Origin of the sequence: Streptomyces sp. GC420 (assembly GCF_009916105.1) — a bacterium.
Taxonomy (GTDB): domain Bacteria; phylum Actinomycetota; class Actinomycetes; order Streptomycetales; family Streptomycetaceae; genus Streptomyces.
In genome coordinates this window covers 1-15,055 of the sequence record NZ_JAAAXQ010000197.1, presented here as the reverse complement: position 1 = coordinate 15,055, position 15,055 = coordinate 1, and the positions used below count along the sequence as shown (strand labels likewise).

Below are 15,055 nucleotides of genomic sequence, written 5' to 3'. Positions count from 1 at the left end.
GACCGAGTCCTGCGAAGCCGCGCCCTCCGCGGCCGGGCCGCTCGTCATCGCGTCGTCGAGCGACCGGTCCGGGGTGATCAGCAGGCCGCTGTGGGTGCGGACGGGGCCGCCGTCGAGGGAGGCGGTGCTGATGCGGTAGGCGTCGCGTTCCCCCGCGGCAACGGCCGCGCCCGCGAAGACCTCGAGAGGGCCCGTCACGTCCAGACTCTGCACGCCCTCGAAGAGCACGATCAGCACGGCTCGCTTCGTCATGTCCTCATCGTCGAGGGGGGCGGGCATGGCCGCAATGACGAGAATCCCACCTATCCTGCCATCACGGCCGGACTACTGTGCACCATACTAACCAGTCGGTAACCTGCGTCCATGACGACGACACTGCCGCCGCGGGCGGGCCGCCACTGCCACGCCGCGGTCAACCCGTTGCACTCCACGCTGTACTTCTCGCCCGACTTCACCGAGGCGCTGGCCGGCCTCGGCGTCAAGGACCCGAACGCCGCCTACTTCGCCGGACGCTCCGCAGCAATGGGAGCCGTGGGCCCCGGCACGGTCACGGCCACCTTCTACAACTTCTCGTACGGGCTCGTCTCCCGGCACCTGCCCCGCATCTGGTCGGTCGTGACACCCGACCAGGTCCTGGACGCCCGGCTCCGGGCCGCCGGCTCCACGCTGCGCAGGCTGCTCGGCGAGAAGGCCCTCGCCTCCCCTGAGATGGCGGAGGCCGCGGAGCTGGCGCTGCGCGCCGCCGAGGCCTGCGCCCGGCCCGGCCGCCCCCTGTACGCCGCCCACGCCGATCTTCCCGTGCCCGACGAGCCGCACCTCGCCTTCTGGCACGCCGCGACCCTGCTGCGCGAACACCGCGGCGACGGCCACATCATGGTGCTCCAGCAGGCAGGGCTCGGCGCTCTCGAGGCCCTGGTGACCCACAGCGCCAGCGGCCGCGGCATGACCCCGAAGTGGGTCCGGGCCAGCCGCGGCTGGACCCCCGCCGACTGGTCGGGGGCCGAGGACCGGCTGCGCGAGCGCGGACTGCTCGACGAGCGGGGCGAGTTGACCGAGGAGGGCGTGTCCCTCCGCAAGGAGCTGGAGGAGCGCACCGACGCGCTGGACAGCGCGCCGTACGAACACCTCGGCGCCGAGGGCACGCTCCGGCTCACCGAACTCGCCGGCGCTTTCGCTGCGGCGGCCCTGGAGGCGGGCGCCTTCCCCGCCTCGGCCTTCGGCAAGGGCTGAGAACCGGGCGAAGGCACCGGCCGGGCCGCCGCCGGCGGTGGCCGAAGGAGTTTGCGCGGCGGGGCCGCGGCAACGGGGCGGTGTACCCCGGTGAAGGAGAGATGCCACATGTTCCGCGCCATCGCGGACGCCCTCCGCACGGTCGGAGGGGCGATCGCCACCGTGGTCACCCTGCCCTTCCGACTGCTGGCCCGCCTGTTCGGCGGCGCCGCGGGCGGCTCGCGCCGTACCCGGCGGGTCTGACCCGCCCGCCGCGGGCGTGCTGCCGCCCCTCTCCCCGGCAGGGTGGCGGCGGACGCCGAAGTGGCTGAGCCCGGACCCGGCACCGACGTGTGCCGGGTCCGGGCCTTCTTCGTCCGTCCCGCCTGCCACAATTGCCAGCCTCATGTGTCATCGAGAAGGCGGTACGGGATCGTGACGACGTCCATGTCGATTGAGGGCAGGATCGCCGAAGAGCTCGGCGTGCGCGAGCGGCAGGTGAAGGCCGCGGTGGAGCTGCTGGACGGCGGCTCGACCGTTCCGTTCATCGCGCGCTACCGCAAGGAAGCCACCGAAATGCTCGACGACGCGCAGCTGCGCACGCTCGAGGAGCGGCTGCGCTATCTGCGCGAGCTGGAGGAGCGGCGCACGGCGATCCTCGAATCGGTGCGGGAGCAGGGCAAGCTGGACGAGGCCTTGGAGGCGCGGATCCTGGCCGCCGAAACCAAGGCGCGGCTGGAGGACATCTACCTGCCGTTCAAGCCGAAGCGCCGGACGAAGGCGCAGATCGCGCGCGAGGCGGGCCTGGAACCGCTTGCCGAGGGCCTGCTGGCCGACCCGGGCGTGGAGCCGCTCGCCGCCGCGGCCGCCTTCGTCGACGCGGACAGGGGCGTCGCCGACCCGGCCGCCGCCCTCGAAGGGGCCAGGGCGATCCTGACCGAGAGGTTCTCCGAGGACGCCGACCTCATCGGCGAGCTGCGCGAACGGATGTGGGTGAGGGGAAGGCTGGCCGCGAAGGTACGCGAGGGCAAGGAGGAGGCGGGCGCCAAGTTCGCCGACTACTTCGACTTCGCCGAGCCGTTCACGGAGCTGCCCTCACACCGCGTGCTGGCGATGCTGCGCGGTGAGAAGGAGGAGGTCCTCGATCTCGTCCTGGAGCCCGAGGAGCCCGCCGAGGAGCCGGGGGCCGCCAGTTCGTACGAGGCGATCGTCGCCTCCCGCTTCGGGATCGCCAACCGCGGGCGGCCCGCTGACAAGTGGCTGGCCGACACGGTGCGCTGGGCCTGGCGGACCCGGATCCTGGTGCACCTCGGGCTCGACCTGCGGCTGCGGCTGCGTACGGCCGCCGAGGACGAGGCCGTCCGGGTCTTCGCGGCGAACCTGCGCGACCTGCTGCTGGCCGCCCCGGCGGGGACGCGGGCCACGCTGGGCCTGGACCCCGGTTTCCGCACGGGCGTGAAGGTTGCCGTCGTCGACGCGACCGGAAAGGTCGTCGCCACCGACACGATCTATCCGCACGTCCCGCAGAACCGCTGGGACGAGTCGCTGGCCAAGCTGGCCCGGCTCGCGAAGGAGCACGCGGTCGAGCTGATCGCCATCGGAAACGGCACCGCGTCCCGGGAGACCGACAAGCTCGCGGACGAGCTGTGCGCCAAGCACCCGGAGCTGAAGCTCACGAAGGTGATGGTGTCGGAGGCCGGCGCCTCGGTGTACTCCGCATCCGCGTTCGCCTCGCAGGAGCTGCCCGGCCTGGACGTCTCGCTGCGCGGGGCCGTGTCGATCGCGCGGCGGCTGCAGGACCCGCTCGCCGAGCTGGTGAAGATCGACCCGAAGTCCATCGGCGTCGGTCAGTACCAGCACGACCTGTCCGAGCTGAAGCTGTCCCGCTCGCTGGACGCCGTGGTCGAGGACTGTGTGAACGGTGTCGGCGTGGACGTCAACACGGCGTCCGCCCCACTCCTCGCCCGGGTCTCCGGCATCGGCTCCGGCCTGGCGGAGAACATCGTCGCCCACCGCGACGCCAACGGCCCCTTCCGCTCCCGCAAGGCCCTCAAAGAGGTACAGAGGCTCGGCCCGAAGGCGTACGAGCAGTGCGCGGGCTTCCTGCGCATCCGCGACGGCGAGGATCCGCTGGACGCGTCGAGCGTGCACCCGGAGGCGTACCCGGTGGTACGGACGATGGTGAAGTCCGCCGGTACGGACGTGAAGTCGCTCATCGGCAACACGGCGGTGCTGCGCTCCCTGAGTCCCAAGGAGTTCGTCAACGACTCCTTCGGTCTGCCGACGGTCACGGACATCCTCAGAGAACTGGAGAAGCCGGGCCGCGACCCGCGTCCCGCCTTCAAGACGGCCACCTTCAAGGAGGGCGTGGAGAAGATCTCCGACCTGTCCCCCGGCATGGTGCTCGAAGGGGTCGTGACCAACGTCGCCGCCTTCGGCGCGTTCGTGGACGTCGGTGTCCACCAGGACGGGCTCGTGCATGTCTCCGCCATGTCCAGGACGTTCGTGAAGGACCCGCGTGACGTGGTGAAGCCGGGCGACATCGTCAAGGTGAAGGTGCTCGACGTCGACATCCCGCGCAAGCGGATCTCGCTGACGCTCCGCCTGGAGGACGAGGCCGTTCCCGCGGGCGCCGGCGCCCCCGCCGGTGGGCGCCGGGAGCGCCAGGACCGCGCCGGCGGCGACCGGCGCGGCCGGGCACCGCAGCAGCGCGGCGGCGGCCGCGGGGGTGCCGCCCGCTCCGCGGCCCCGGCCCCTGCCAACAGCGCGATGGCGGACGCCCTGCGCAAGGCGGGCCTGCTCGACCCGAAGCGCCGCTGAGACGAGGCACCGCTGAGGACGGGGGGCACTGAGCCCGAGGGGGCGGCCGGACTTCACGTCCGGCCTCCCCCTCCGGCCTCCCGGGGCCTGCTGCCCGTCAGTGTTCCGTCAGTTTGCCGTCGGCGACCTCGATGCGGCGGGTGACGTGGACCGTGTCCAGCATGCGGCGGTCGTGGGTGACCAGCAGCAGTGTGCCCTCGTAGGTGTCGAGGGCCGACTCCAGCTGCTCGATGGCCGGCAGGTCGAGGTGGTTGGTGGGCTCGTCGAGGACGAGGAGGTTGACGCCGCGGCCCTGGAGCAGGGCGAGGGCGGCGCGGGTGCGTTCGCCCGGGGAGAGGGTGGCCGCCGGACGCAGTACGTGGGCGCTCTTGAGACCGAACTTGGCCAGCAGGGTGCGGATGTCGGCGGGTTCGGTGTCGGGGACCGCCGCGCGGAACGCGTCGAGGAGGGTCTCGGGGCCGTGGAAGAGGGCGCGGGCCTGGTCGACCTCACCGACGACGACGCCGGAGCCGAGGGCGGCGTGCCCCGCGTCCAGGGCCACCCGGCCGAGGAGGGCGGCCAGCAGGGTGGACTTGCCCGAGCCGTTGGCTCCGGTGACGGCGACCCGGTCGGCCCAGTCGATCTGGAGGTCGACGGGCCCGAAGGTGTAGGGCCCACGGCGGATCTCGGCCCCGCGCAGGGTGGCCACGACCGCGCCGGAGCGCGGCGCGGCCGCGATCTCCATGTGCAGTTCCCACTCCTTGCGCGGCTCCTCGACCGTCTCCAGCCGTTCGATCATCCGCTGCGTCTGGCGGGCCTTCGCGGCCTGCTTCTCGCTCGCCTCGCTGCGGAACTTGCGGCCGATCTTGTCGTTGTCGTTGCCCGCCTTGCGCCGGGCGTTCTTGACGCCCTTGTCCATCCAGGAGCGCTGCATCCGGGCGCGGGATTCGAGGGCGGACCGCTTGTCGGCGTACTCCTCGAAGTCCTCGCGCGCGTGCCTGCGCGCTGTGGCCCGCTCCTCCAGGTAGGCGTCGTAGCCACCGCCGTAGAGGTTGATCTGCTGCTGCGCGAGGTCGAGTTCGAGCACCTTGGTGACCGTGCGGGCGAGGAACTCGCGGTCGTGGCTGACCACGACTGTGCCCGCGCGCAGCCCGGTGACGAAGGCCTCGAGCCGTTCCAGGCCGTCCAGGTCGAGGTCGTTGGTGGGCTCGTCGAGCAGGAAGACGTCGTAGCGCGAGAGGAGCAGCGAGGCGAGGCCGGCGCGGGCGGCCTGCCCGCCGGACAGCGCTGTCATCCGCTGGTCGAGGCCGACGCCGAGGCCGAGGGAGCCGGTGACCTCATCGGCGCGCTCGTCGAGGTCGGCGCCGCCGAGGGCGAGCCAGCGCTCCAGGGCGTCGGCGTAGGCGTCGTCCGCGCCGGGCGCGCCCTCGACGAGGGCCTCGGTGGCCGCGTCCAGCGCGAGCTGCGCCGCGGCGACACCGGTGCGCCGGGCGAGGAAGGCACGTACGGTCTCGCCCTCCCGCCGCTCCGGTTCCTGGGGCAGGTGTCCGACGGCGGCGGTGGGCGGGGAGAGCCTCAGCTCGCCGCCCTCGGGGGTGTCGAGGCCCGCCAGCAGCCGGAGCAGGGTGGACTTGCCGGCGCCGTTGGCGCCGACGAGGCCGATCACGTCTCCTGGGGCGACGACGAGGTCGAGCCCGGAGAACAGCGAGCGGTCGCCGTGTCCTGCGGCGAGATCCTTGGCGACGAGAGTGGCAGTCATCAGGAAGCAGATCCTAGCCAGAGCGGTCCGGCCGGTCGTACGGCACCAGGAAGCCCAGCCGTCGCCCCGACCCCGGCGGGCCCGCGCGGGGCCGGTCGGCTCCCCGCGCGGGCGTGCGATTCACGCGTCGGTGATCGGGCTGGTGCCGAGGCGGACGTTGTCGATCGCCCAGAACCAGTTGTTCCCCGCGTTGTGGAGCCGGAAGTGCACCTTGACCGACGTCGCTCCGGACGGGACCGCGAAGGAGAGGCTGACCAGGCGGTTCTGCTGGTCCTGGCCGCTGTTGGTGTTCCCCGAGGTCTCGCTGGAATAGTGCAGCACACGGTCTGCCCGGCCGGAGTCGAACTCGACCGTGACCTCGGCCTCCTGCGGGCTCTCCTGTCGGTAGTGGGAGTCGAAGCCCAGGTGGAGGGTCGAGGTGCCCGGCGGGACGGCGACTGCGGGAGTGGTCAGCGTCGAGTCGAACCGTCCGCGGCTCGCCGGGTTGCCGGTGTCGTCCCAGTCGTCGGAGTCGGCGACGGCGACGATCCCGAGGCCCCGGCCGAAGGCCGACCGCTCCTGCCCGGCCGGGAACCAGAACTGCTTGGAGAGGAAGGACCAGCCCTGCAGTTCCGTGGTGCCCTGCGGCATCGTCGGCGCGTTGGTGACCGTCCAGCCCTCGGGCGTGGTCCGCGTCCAGCCCAGCAGGCCGGGGCGGCTGAGGTCGACGGCGGTCGCCAGCGACGGGGCGACGGACTCGAAGTCCTCGGCGAGCAGGTAACCGGTCATGACGGGGCCGACCTCGGCGGTCAGCGACGCGGTCTGCTCCTTGGTCCGGCCGCCCAGGCTCGCGGTGACGGTGGCCTTGACGGTGGCGGAGGTACGGGCGGCCGACGCGGGCGCGACGACGTCCCAGGTGAGTGCGGCGGACGAGCGGGCCGGAACCGTGGCCGGCGCATGGGCCGGGGTGGCGGTCCAGCCGTCCGGCAGGGCGAGCGTGCCCGCCAGACCGGTGAGCGGGGCGCTGCCGGCGTTGGTGACGGTCGCGGTCACGGTGAGCGGTTTGCCCGGGGAGAGCACCGTACCGTCGGTCTTCGGCGAGGCCGACGGACCGGTCAGGGCCACGCTCATCGCGGCGGCGACCTTGGTCCGCACGCGCGCGTCGGCGATCTTCAGCAGACCGTCGCCGTCGGCGTGCGCGGCCACGATCAGGCTCCCGACGGTGGCGTCGGCGGCCGGTGTGACCGTGAAGCGGACGTCGGCGGATTTCCCGGCGGCCAGTGCCCGCGGCGCCGGCCCGGACCGCTCGACCGTCCAGCCGGAGGGGACGAGCAGGGTGGCCGTGAGGCGATCCAGTTCGGCCGCGCTCCGGTTCGTCAGGGTGACGACGACCTCGGCCGGGCTGCCCTGGGCGAGCGGGGTGTCCAGGGGCGGCAGCGGCTCGGGCAGGGTGACCGAGGCGCCCAGCGCCGGGAGCATGCCGGTGGCCGGGTCGGTGACACCCTGCTTGCCGTCGGCCAGGCGGCCGGTCATACGGCGCAGAAAGCCCGGGTCGCGCTTGTCGACCACGACGATGTCGTACCAGCCGTGGCGGGAGAGACGGACCGGCACGATCCGCTCCTGTCCGGGCGCAAGGGTGACGGTCCGGACGTGGTCGCCGACGGCGCGCGGGTAGACCGACTCGCCGACGAGGAGCGTCCGGGTCGTCGAGGAGGGATTGGCGCAGTGGACCATGACCCGGCCCGACCCGGCCTGCTCGACCAGGTATGCCTCGGCCCCGGCGCCGGCGCCGCGCAGTTCCCACGTCGACCAGCCGGGACCTCGCACCTGAAGGTCGTAGCCGTCGGACCCGTGGGCGACCGTGTCCACGGTGCTCTTGCCCGCGGCGACCGTCCAGGTCCGCGGCTCGCCGCCGTCGCCGGGGTACGCGGTGACCGTGGCGGCCGCTGTGCCGGTGTTGCCGAGCCGCAGCCGGACCCGGCCGCCGGTGACGTCGGCACGCAGCGACAGGCGGTACGGCAGGGCGCGGGTGGGGCGGGTGCCCGCCTCCTGCTCCGGGAGCGCCTGCTCCTTCGGCGGAAGGGGGTTCCAGCGGCCGACCGGCGCCGGTACCGGGCCGGGCTGCTCCACCTCGGGCTGCGGATGGGTGCGGTGGAAGTCGAAGACGGAGGTGAGGTCGCCGAAGACGCTGCGGCGCCAGGCGCTGATGTTGGGCTCCCGGACCCCGGTCCACTGCTCCAGGAAGCGGATCACGGAGGTGTGGTCGAACGCCTCGGAGGAGACGAAGCCGCCCACCGTCCACGGCGAGACGACCGTCATCGGCACGCGCGGGCCGGGGCCGACCGGGCGGCCGTTGAACCAGTCGTCGCTGTTGCCGGAGTCGGGCTTGGGCGCGACCGGGGCGGGCACGTGGTCGAAGTAGCCGTCGTTCTCGTCGAAGTTGATGAACAGAACCGTCTTCGACCAGGTCTCGGGGTCGCTCGCGAGGGCGTCGAGCAGGTCGTAGACGAGGTTGGCGCTGCCGACCGGGGTGGAGGACCCGGGGTGCTCGGAGAGCGCCGCCGTGGGTACCACCCAACTCACTCTGGGCAGCGTGCCGTTCTTGATGTCCGCCGTCAGCCGGGGGATCAGGGTGTCCGGCTCGGAGCGGTAGGCGCCGCGCAGGAAGAGGCGGCGCTCGGCCTCGGTCAGGGAGTCCACGCCCTGCTGGAACTGGGCGAGGGCCTCCTGCCGCTGCGCGGAGGTCTTGCCCCAGAGGCTGTCGTAGAACTGCTCGGTGGTGGAGTACTGTCCGCCGACCTTGGAGAGGATCTTCCGGCCGATCTGCTTCCACGGCCGGAAGTACTCGACCGCGTTGTCGGTGAAGTTGTCCCACTCCTGGTAGATCTGCCACGGGATCCCGGCCGTCTCCAGGCGCTCGGGGTAGGTGGTCCAGTCGTATCCGGCGTGGCTGTAGGAGTAGGCGGCGTTGGTGACGGCTCTGTTCACGCCGCCCGGCTCGAAGCCCGTGGTACCGGTCCACAGGTAGTTGCGGTTGGGGTTGGTCGAGCCGTACACGGAGCAGAAGTAGGAGTCGCAGATGGTGAAGCGGTCGGCCAGTTCGTACTGCAGGGGTATGTCCCGCCGGTCGTAGAAGGCCATGGTGCTCTGCCCCTTGGCGGCGATCCAGTCGTCCCACCAGCCGTTCGCCCATGCCTGGACTCCGTCCGGGAAGCCGTGCGGCAGCGAGCCCAGGTACTGGATGTCGCTCTCCGGGCGGCCCGCGTCGACCGCCGCCCGGCGGGCCGAGAAGGGAAGGACGTCGCCGCCGGCCCGCGGCTGCTTGAAGACGTCGGCGCCGCCGGGCAGGCGCAGGGGGGTGCGGTCACCGAAGCCGCGCACACCCTTGAGGGTGCCGAAGTAGTTGTCGAAGGAACGGTTCTCTTGCATCAGCACGATGACGTGCTCGATCGCGTTCATGCCGCCGCGCGGCATCGGCGCGGCCATGGCTCTGAGGAGCGAGGGGGGCAGGAGGGACAGCGCGGTGCCACCGGCGAGAGCGCCGAGGACCCTGCGGCGGGAGGTGTCGGACATGGTGCGGAGGCTATGGCTCCGACACGGCGGCCAAGAACCCTCCGCAACAGGGCTTCGCCCACTGTTCACGCGGAAGAATCCGGCGTTCGCGCCGGTCGCACGGTCGGTCGGCAGACGCTGCGCAGAACGGCGGTCACGCGACCGTGGAGCAGCGGCGCCCCGCGCGCCGGCCGGCGGCCCGGCCGCCGCCCTCGCGACGGCGTTCAGGCTGGTCGAGTCCGCCCGGGTGGGCTCCTGACCGGTTGCCCGCCGATTGCGTCTTGGCTCGGCGAACCCGGCACGACGACGCGGGAAGGGTGGTAGTGCCACGGGTTGGGGTGCGCCGCCGTCCGTCGGGGAGGCCGGAGATGTTGGCGGCAGCGGAGCCCGGTCGGGCTGACGACGTCCCCCAGCGGCCCCTGGTGTGGCACATCGCTCATTCCACCGGGCACCGGGGGCGGGTAGCGTCCTTGTCATGGTCACGGATGTCGTGGTGGTGGGTGGCGGGGTGATCGGTCTGACCACGGCCGTCGTCCTGGCGGAGGACGGGGCCCGGGTCCGGCTGTGGACGCGCGACCCGGCCTCGGACACGACCTCGGCGGTGGCGGGCGCGCTGTGGTGGCCGTACCGCATTGAGCCGGAGGCGCGGGTCGGCGAGTGGTCGCTGGCCTCGCTCGACGTCTACGGGCGGCTGGCCGAGGACCCGGCGGGCACCGGTGTGCGGCTGGTGCCGGGCATCACGGCGGACACCTCGCTGGCCGGTCTCGGGTCGTGGGGACGCCGGGTGCCGGGGCTGCGGGAAGCGCGCGCGGAGGAGTTGCCCCCGGGGTACGGCACCGGACTGCGGGCCCGGCTTCCGCTGATCGACATGCCGGTCCATCTCGCGTACCTGCGGCGCCGGCTGGAGGCGGCGGGCGGAGTCGTGGAGGTGCGGGAGGCCGGCGCGCTCACGGGGACAGGTGCGCGGACGGTGGTCAACTGCACGGGGCTCGGCGCGCGGACGCTGGTGCCCGATCCCGGGATGGTTCCGGTGCGGGGCCAGTTGGTGACCGTGGAGAACCCGGGGATCGAGGAGTGGTTCGTGGCGGCCGGTCACGATGCCGCGGAGTCGGTGTACTTCTTCCCGCAGCCGTTCGGTGTGGTGCTCGGCGGGACGGCGGAGGAGGGCTCCTGGTCCGCCGAGCCCGATCCCGGGACGGCCGAGGCGATCATCGCCCGCTGTGCCGCGGTCCGCCCCGAACTTGCGGACGCCAAGGTGCTGGAGCATCGCGTGGGGCTCCGCCCGGTCCGTCCGCGGGGCGTACGCATCGAGGCGGAGCGCCTCGCGGACGGCGGGCTGCTGGTGCACAACTACGGCCACGGGGGCGCGGGGGTCACCGTCGCCTGGGGGTGTGCGGCCGACGCCGCCCGTCTGGTGCGCGCGGGAACGGCCGGAGCCGGCGCGGTCCGCGGCGGGTGACGGGCGGCGCCCCGGATCAGTTTCGCCGGCCGGGAACGAGCCGGCTGGGGTCCGGGTCGGCCACGCCTTCGAGTCGTGGCTCGAACGGCGCCTCACGCACGCCGCCGACCGTGGCGCGGGCGAAGGCCTTCGCTCCGCCGACGACCGGGAGCCGCGCGGAGGTGCGGGCGAGGTCGAGGGTGAGCGTGGGCCTGGTGTCCGGCGGTTCGATGAGCCCCGCGTCGGTGCCCGCGACGATCAGCGCGAGCCTGTGCCCCGCCGGTACGACATGGTCGCTCGCACCCAGGTCGATTGTGATCGTGTACTTCTGACCGGGTGTCAGCGGGCGTCCGGTCCGCTCGGACGCGTAGTTGCCCAGGTCCGCCCAGCCCCTGCCGAAGACGGTGTAGTCGACGTCGGCGGTGCGCGCCCTGGTCTCCCGGAAGCAGGCGCTGTCGCCCGGCGTACTGGCGCCCCAGCAGCTGCGTTCGGCGAGGGTGGTGATGCCCTCGCCCGAGGCGGCGTAGTCGCGGATGGTGTCGGGGCCGAGATCGACGAGGACCGCGGAGAGATGGGCGCCGGCCGTCGTGGGTGTCGCGGTGACGGTGACCTTGCCGCCGCCCGACAGGCGCAGGGGCCTGCTCAGCGCCGCGCTGGTGAAGCCGGCCTTGGCGGGAGTGGAGACGTCGACGGTGGCGGCCCAGTCGGTCTCGCTCAGTGCCGGGTCGTCGGTGAAGCTCTCCGTGCTGCCGGGCCGGACCGGCCGGAGGCCGAGGGTGCCGACGCCCGCCGTGTCCGTGGCGCGCGGCCGCAGCACGGTCGGTGCGGTGCCGCGGGGCGGCCAGACCCGGTCGGTGGTCCACCGGTCGGGGGCGCGCTCGATGTCGGCCATGGGCTCGCGGTCGATGCCGTTGTCGTAGCCGAGGAGTTCGTGGTCGAACCAGCGGTGCAGGGTCCTGACCCATGCGGCGCGGCGGAAGTCGAACGGGTCCACGTGTCCGGTCTGGGAGAGCCAGATCTTGCGCTCCACGCCCCGCTTCGCGAGCGCGTCCCACCACTGGCCGAAGTGCTTGGTACGGACGTTGAGGTCCTGCATGCCGTGGACGAGGAAGACGCTGGCGCGGACCCGGGCGGCGTCCCTGACGTAGTCGCGCTCGTCCCACAGCGGCGTCCAGTCGCCGCTGCGCGGGGAGCCCTCGGCGAGTTCGCGCTGGACGGCGGCGCAGTGAGCGCGGGCCCCGGGGCTCTCCACGTGGTCGGCGAGTTCGTCCGGGCCGCCGTCGTAGAGCGGGGCGCCCTCGGCGAAGTAGTAGTCGTACCAGGAGGAGATGGCGCTGATGGGGACGATGGTCTTCAGTCCCTCGACGCCGGTGGCGGCGACTCCGTTGGCGATGGTCCCGTCCCAGCTCTTGCCGATCATGCCGACGTCGCCGTTGGCCCATCCGGCGCGTGCCCTGGTGCCGCCGTCGCGGGTGGTGTAGCCGCGCGCTCTGCCGTTCAGCCAGTCGACGACGGCCTTGGCGGAGAGGATGTCGGAGCGGCCGCCGACGTCGACGCAGCCGTCGGAGCGGCTGGTGCCGGCGAGGTCGACGAGGACCATGGCGTATCCGCGGGGGACGAAGTAGTTGTCGTAGAAGAGCGGCGCCTGGACAACGTTGCCGCCGGCGTCGTACGTCTTCCTCTGGCTCTCGTTTCCGCGCCCGCAGCAGGAGTAGTACGGGCTGGCGTCCATGATGACGGGGATCTTGCGGCCCTGTCGCGCCGGTTCCTTCGGGCGGACGATGTCGACGGCGACCCGGTCGCCCTCGCCGTCGCGGTCGGAGTCGAGTCCGGTGTCGACCCAGACGGCCTCGCGTACGGCGTCGGCGTACGAGTAGACCGGCGTACTCTCCCTGGGCGTTCCGGCCTCGGCGACGGCCGGTGGGAGCAGGACGGCCATCATGGCGGCCACGGCCGCCGGCACGAGCGTTCTCCACTGCATGCGGTTGACCCGCGCACGAATTGGCATGCCCCCGGACGCTACCGCCGCCAATGCCCCTGGAAAAAGAGGGCACTCCGCGCATGCGGGTGACGGCCGTGCCGAGGGACGGGGCGTGCGAGGGACGGGGCGTGCCGCGTGAAGAGGGTCCACGTGAGGGGGATTGCGCGTGAGGGGGTGCCGGGGCGCCCGGGAGGCCGCCCGCGCGCCGCGGCCACGGACCGGGCGGCCGGAAATGATCGCCGCGCGGCCAACTCCCCGGCGCACGAAGGTTACCTGGAGGTAATCCGGGCTGCTTGGATATGCGGCGCCAGTCTTCCCACCCCCACCCATCGACGGGAGATCCTGTGCACCACTCCACGCGCGGCATACGCGGCCGCCGCATCACCGGCGCCGCGGTCGCCACCGTGCTCGCCGCAGCCGCCCTCACCGCGACCGCGCCCGGGGCATCCGCCGCCGACACCCCCCGGCTGAAGGTGCTGACGTACAACGCGTTCCTGTTCAGCAAGACGCTGTACCCCAACTGGGGCCAGGACCACAGGGCCTCGGAGATTCCGCGGACCTCCTTCTTCCGCGGCAACGACGTCGTGGTGCTCCAGGAGGCGTTCGACAACTCCTCCTCCAACGCGCTGAAGGCCGACGCGTCGGCCGAATACCCGTACCAGACACCGGTGCTGGGCCGCAGCAAGTCCGGCTGGGACGCGACCGCCGGCGCCTACTCGGCGGTCGCCCTGGAGGACGGCGGGGTGACCGTGCTCAGCAAGTGGCCGATCCTCCGCAAGGAGCAGTACGTCTACAAGGACGCCTGCGGCTCCGACTGGTGGTCCAACAAGGGCTTCGTGTACACCGTCCTCGACGTGAACGGCAGCAGGGTGCACGTGGTCGGCACCCACGCCCAGTCGACCGACCCGGGCTGCGACAGCGGTGAGGCCGCCGAGACGCGGTCGCGGCAGTTCAGGGCCATGGACGCCTTCCTCGACGCCAAGAACATCCCGGCGGGGGAACAGGTCGTCGTGGCGGGTGACTTCAACGTGGACTCGCGGACCGCGGAGTACGCCTCCGTGCTCGCGGACGCCGGGCTGGCGGACGCGGACTCCCGCACCGGGCATCCGTACTCCTTCGACACTCAGGAGAACTCGGTCGCGCACGACCGCTACCCGGACGACCCGCGCGAGGACCTGGACTACGTGCTGCACCGTGCCGGGCACGCGAGGCCCTCCGGCTGGACCAACGAGGTCGTCAAGGAGCAGAGCGCACCCTGGACGGTGACGAGCTGGGGCACCAGCTACACGTTCACCAACCTCAGCGACCACTACCCGGTCGTGGCGAGCGCGCGGTAGCGGGGCGGGCCCGGCGGGCGCCCGGCCCGCCCCGGCTCCCGGGCACGCCGGCCGAGTGCCGCGCAGGTCCTGACGGGAAGCAGTTGCGAGCGCGTCGCAGCTGGTCAGGAAGCGCTTTTCGGCAGTGGCTGCAAGGGAGTCCGTGTGCCACGGTGGTGTCCATGACGGGTCACGGACACCACCACGGGCACCACGAGGCACACCGCCGCGTGCACCACCACGTGCATCGCCGGGGGGACGTGGGGCACGGTCTGCGGCATCGTCTCCGGCACGCCTTCACCCCGCACAGTCACGAGCCCGCCGACAAGGTGGACGCCGCGCTGGAGGGCTCCGCGGAAGGCCTGCGGACCCTCTGGTTCTCGCTGGCCGTCCTCGCGGCGACCACCCTCGTGCAGGCCGCGATCGCGGCCGTGTCCGGTTCGGTGGCGCTGCTCGGGGACACCGTGCACAACGCGGCCGACGCGCTGACCGCGCTGCCGCTCGCCGTGGCCTTCGTGCTCGGCCGCCGTGCCGCGACCCGCCGCTACACCTACGGGTTCGGACGGGCCGAGGACCTCGCGGGTGTCTTCGTGGTGCTGGTGATCGCGGCGTCGGCCGTCTTCGCGGGCTACGAGTCCCTGCGGCGGCTCCTGGATCCGCAGGACGTCGTGCAGTTGCCGGCCGTGGCCGCGGCGGGGCTGGTCGGCTTCGCGGGCAACGAGTGGGTTGCGCGGGCCCGCATCCGCACCGGGCGCAGAATCGGCTCGGCCGCCCTGGTCGCCGACGGACTGCACGCCCGCACCGACGGGTTCACCTCCCTCGCCGTGCTCCTGGGCGCGGGCGGCGCGGCGCTCGGCTGGCGGCTCGCCGACCCGGTCGTCGGTCTGGCCATCACGGCGGCCATCGCCGTCGTGCTGCGTGGCGCGGGCCGCGAGGTGTGGCGGCGGCTGATGGACGCCGTGGACCCGGCCCTGGTCGATTCGGCGGAGGCCGCTCTGGGCGGGGTCGACGGGGTGCGGGGC

Annotated in this window: 10 protein-coding genes; 6 read left to right on the top strand and 4 right to left on the bottom strand. The window is 72.9% G+C overall.

The window, feature by feature from the left end:
• On the bottom strand, positions 1-252 hold a 252-nt coding region (locus GUY61_RS22825), incomplete at its 3' end, for a DJ-1/PfpI family protein (RefSeq protein WP_208106336.1).
• Positions 253-363: 111 nt separating this feature from the next.
• On the opposite strand from GUY61_RS22825, the gene GUY61_RS22820 reads away from it, so the two are divergent.
• The 3 genes from GUY61_RS22820 (at position 364) to GUY61_RS22815 (ending at position 4,029) form a co-directional block, all read left to right on the top strand.
• Positions 364-1,230: an SCO6745 family protein gene (locus tag GUY61_RS22820; RefSeq protein WP_166632100.1), complete on the top strand. Its 867-nt coding sequence runs from the start codon at positions 364-366 to the stop codon at positions 1,228-1,230.
• A gap of 108 nt (positions 1,231-1,338) precedes the next feature.
• Entirely contained in the window at positions 1,339-1,473 is a 135-nt protein-coding gene (locus tag GUY61_RS41255) for an LPFR motif small protein (RefSeq protein ID WP_279576838.1), read from the top strand.
• A gap of 183 nt (positions 1,474-1,656) precedes the next feature.
• The gene (locus GUY61_RS22815) at positions 1,657-4,029 is read left to right on the top strand and encodes a Tex family protein (protein WP_166632101.1); all 2,373 of its coding nucleotides are present in this window, start codon (positions 1,657-1,659) and stop codon (positions 4,027-4,029) included.
• Between the two features lie 97 nt (positions 4,030-4,126).
• On the opposite strand, the gene GUY61_RS22810 is transcribed toward GUY61_RS22815, so the two are convergent.
• Both GUY61_RS22810 and GUY61_RS41600 read right to left on the bottom strand, forming a co-directional pair.
• Complete coding sequence (locus tag GUY61_RS22810) at positions 4,127-5,767, bottom strand: ABC-F family ATP-binding cassette domain-containing protein (protein WP_166632099.1); 1,641 nt, start codon at positions 5,765-5,767, stop codon at positions 4,127-4,129.
• A gap of 120 nt (positions 5,768-5,887) precedes the next feature.
• Positions 5,888-9,319: a phosphocholine-specific phospholipase C gene (locus tag GUY61_RS41600; RefSeq protein WP_166632098.1), complete on the bottom strand. Its 3,432-nt coding sequence runs from the start codon at positions 9,317-9,319 to the stop codon at positions 5,888-5,890.
• A 454-nt stretch (positions 9,320-9,773) separates the two neighbouring features.
• Between GUY61_RS41600 and GUY61_RS22800 the strand changes: the two genes are divergently transcribed.
• Positions 9,774-10,757: an FAD-dependent oxidoreductase gene (locus tag GUY61_RS22800; RefSeq protein ID WP_166632097.1), complete on the top strand. Its 984-nt coding sequence runs from the start codon at positions 9,774-9,776 to the stop codon at positions 10,755-10,757.
• Positions 10,758-10,773: 16 nt separating this feature from the next.
• Here GUY61_RS22800 and GUY61_RS22795 read toward each other — a convergent pair whose 3' ends face one another.
• Complete coding sequence (locus GUY61_RS22795; protein ID WP_166632096.1) at positions 10,774-12,744, bottom strand: Xaa-Pro dipeptidyl-peptidase; 1,971 nt, start codon at positions 12,742-12,744, stop codon at positions 10,774-10,776.
• 272 nt (positions 12,745-13,016) lie between these two features.
• Here GUY61_RS22795 and sph point away from each other — a divergent pair, with 272 nt between their 5' ends.
• Both sph and GUY61_RS22785 read left to right on the top strand, forming a co-directional pair.
• Positions 13,017-14,054: a sphingomyelin phosphodiesterase gene (gene sph, locus GUY61_RS22790; RefSeq protein WP_166632095.1), complete on the top strand. Its 1,038-nt coding sequence runs from the start codon at positions 13,017-13,019 to the stop codon at positions 14,052-14,054.
• Positions 14,055-14,215: 161 nt separating this feature from the next.
• The coding region (locus tag GUY61_RS22785; protein ID WP_166632094.1) for a cation diffusion facilitator family transporter at positions 14,216-15,055 on the top strand (840 nt) is incomplete at its 3' end.

Coding starts and splice junctions, on each gene's coding strand:
- GUY61_RS22820 (WP_166632100.1), top strand. CDS start 364: ATGACGACGACACTGCCGCCGCGGGCGGGCCGCCACTGCCACGCCGCG.
- GUY61_RS41255 (WP_279576838.1), top strand. CDS start 1,339: ATGTTCCGCGCCATCGCGGACGCCCTCCGCACGGTCGGAGGGGCGATC.
- GUY61_RS22815 (WP_166632101.1), top strand. CDS start 1,657: ATGTCGATTGAGGGCAGGATCGCCGAAGAGCTCGGCGTGCGCGAGCGG.
- GUY61_RS22810 (WP_166632099.1), bottom strand. CDS start 5,767: ATGACTGCCACTCTCGTCGCCAAGGATCTCGCCGCAGGACACGGCGAC.
- GUY61_RS41600 (WP_166632098.1), bottom strand. CDS start 9,319: ATGTCCGACACCTCCCGCCGCAGGGTCCTCGGCGCTCTCGCCGGTGGC.
- GUY61_RS22800 (WP_166632097.1), top strand. CDS start 9,774: ATGGTCACGGATGTCGTGGTGGTGGGTGGCGGGGTGATCGGTCTGACC.
- GUY61_RS22795 (WP_166632096.1), bottom strand. CDS start 12,744: ATGCCAATTCGTGCGCGGGTCAACCGCATGCAGTGGAGAACGCTCGTG.
- sph (WP_166632095.1), top strand. CDS start 13,017: ATGCGGCGCCAGTCTTCCCACCCCCACCCATCGACGGGAGATCCTGTG.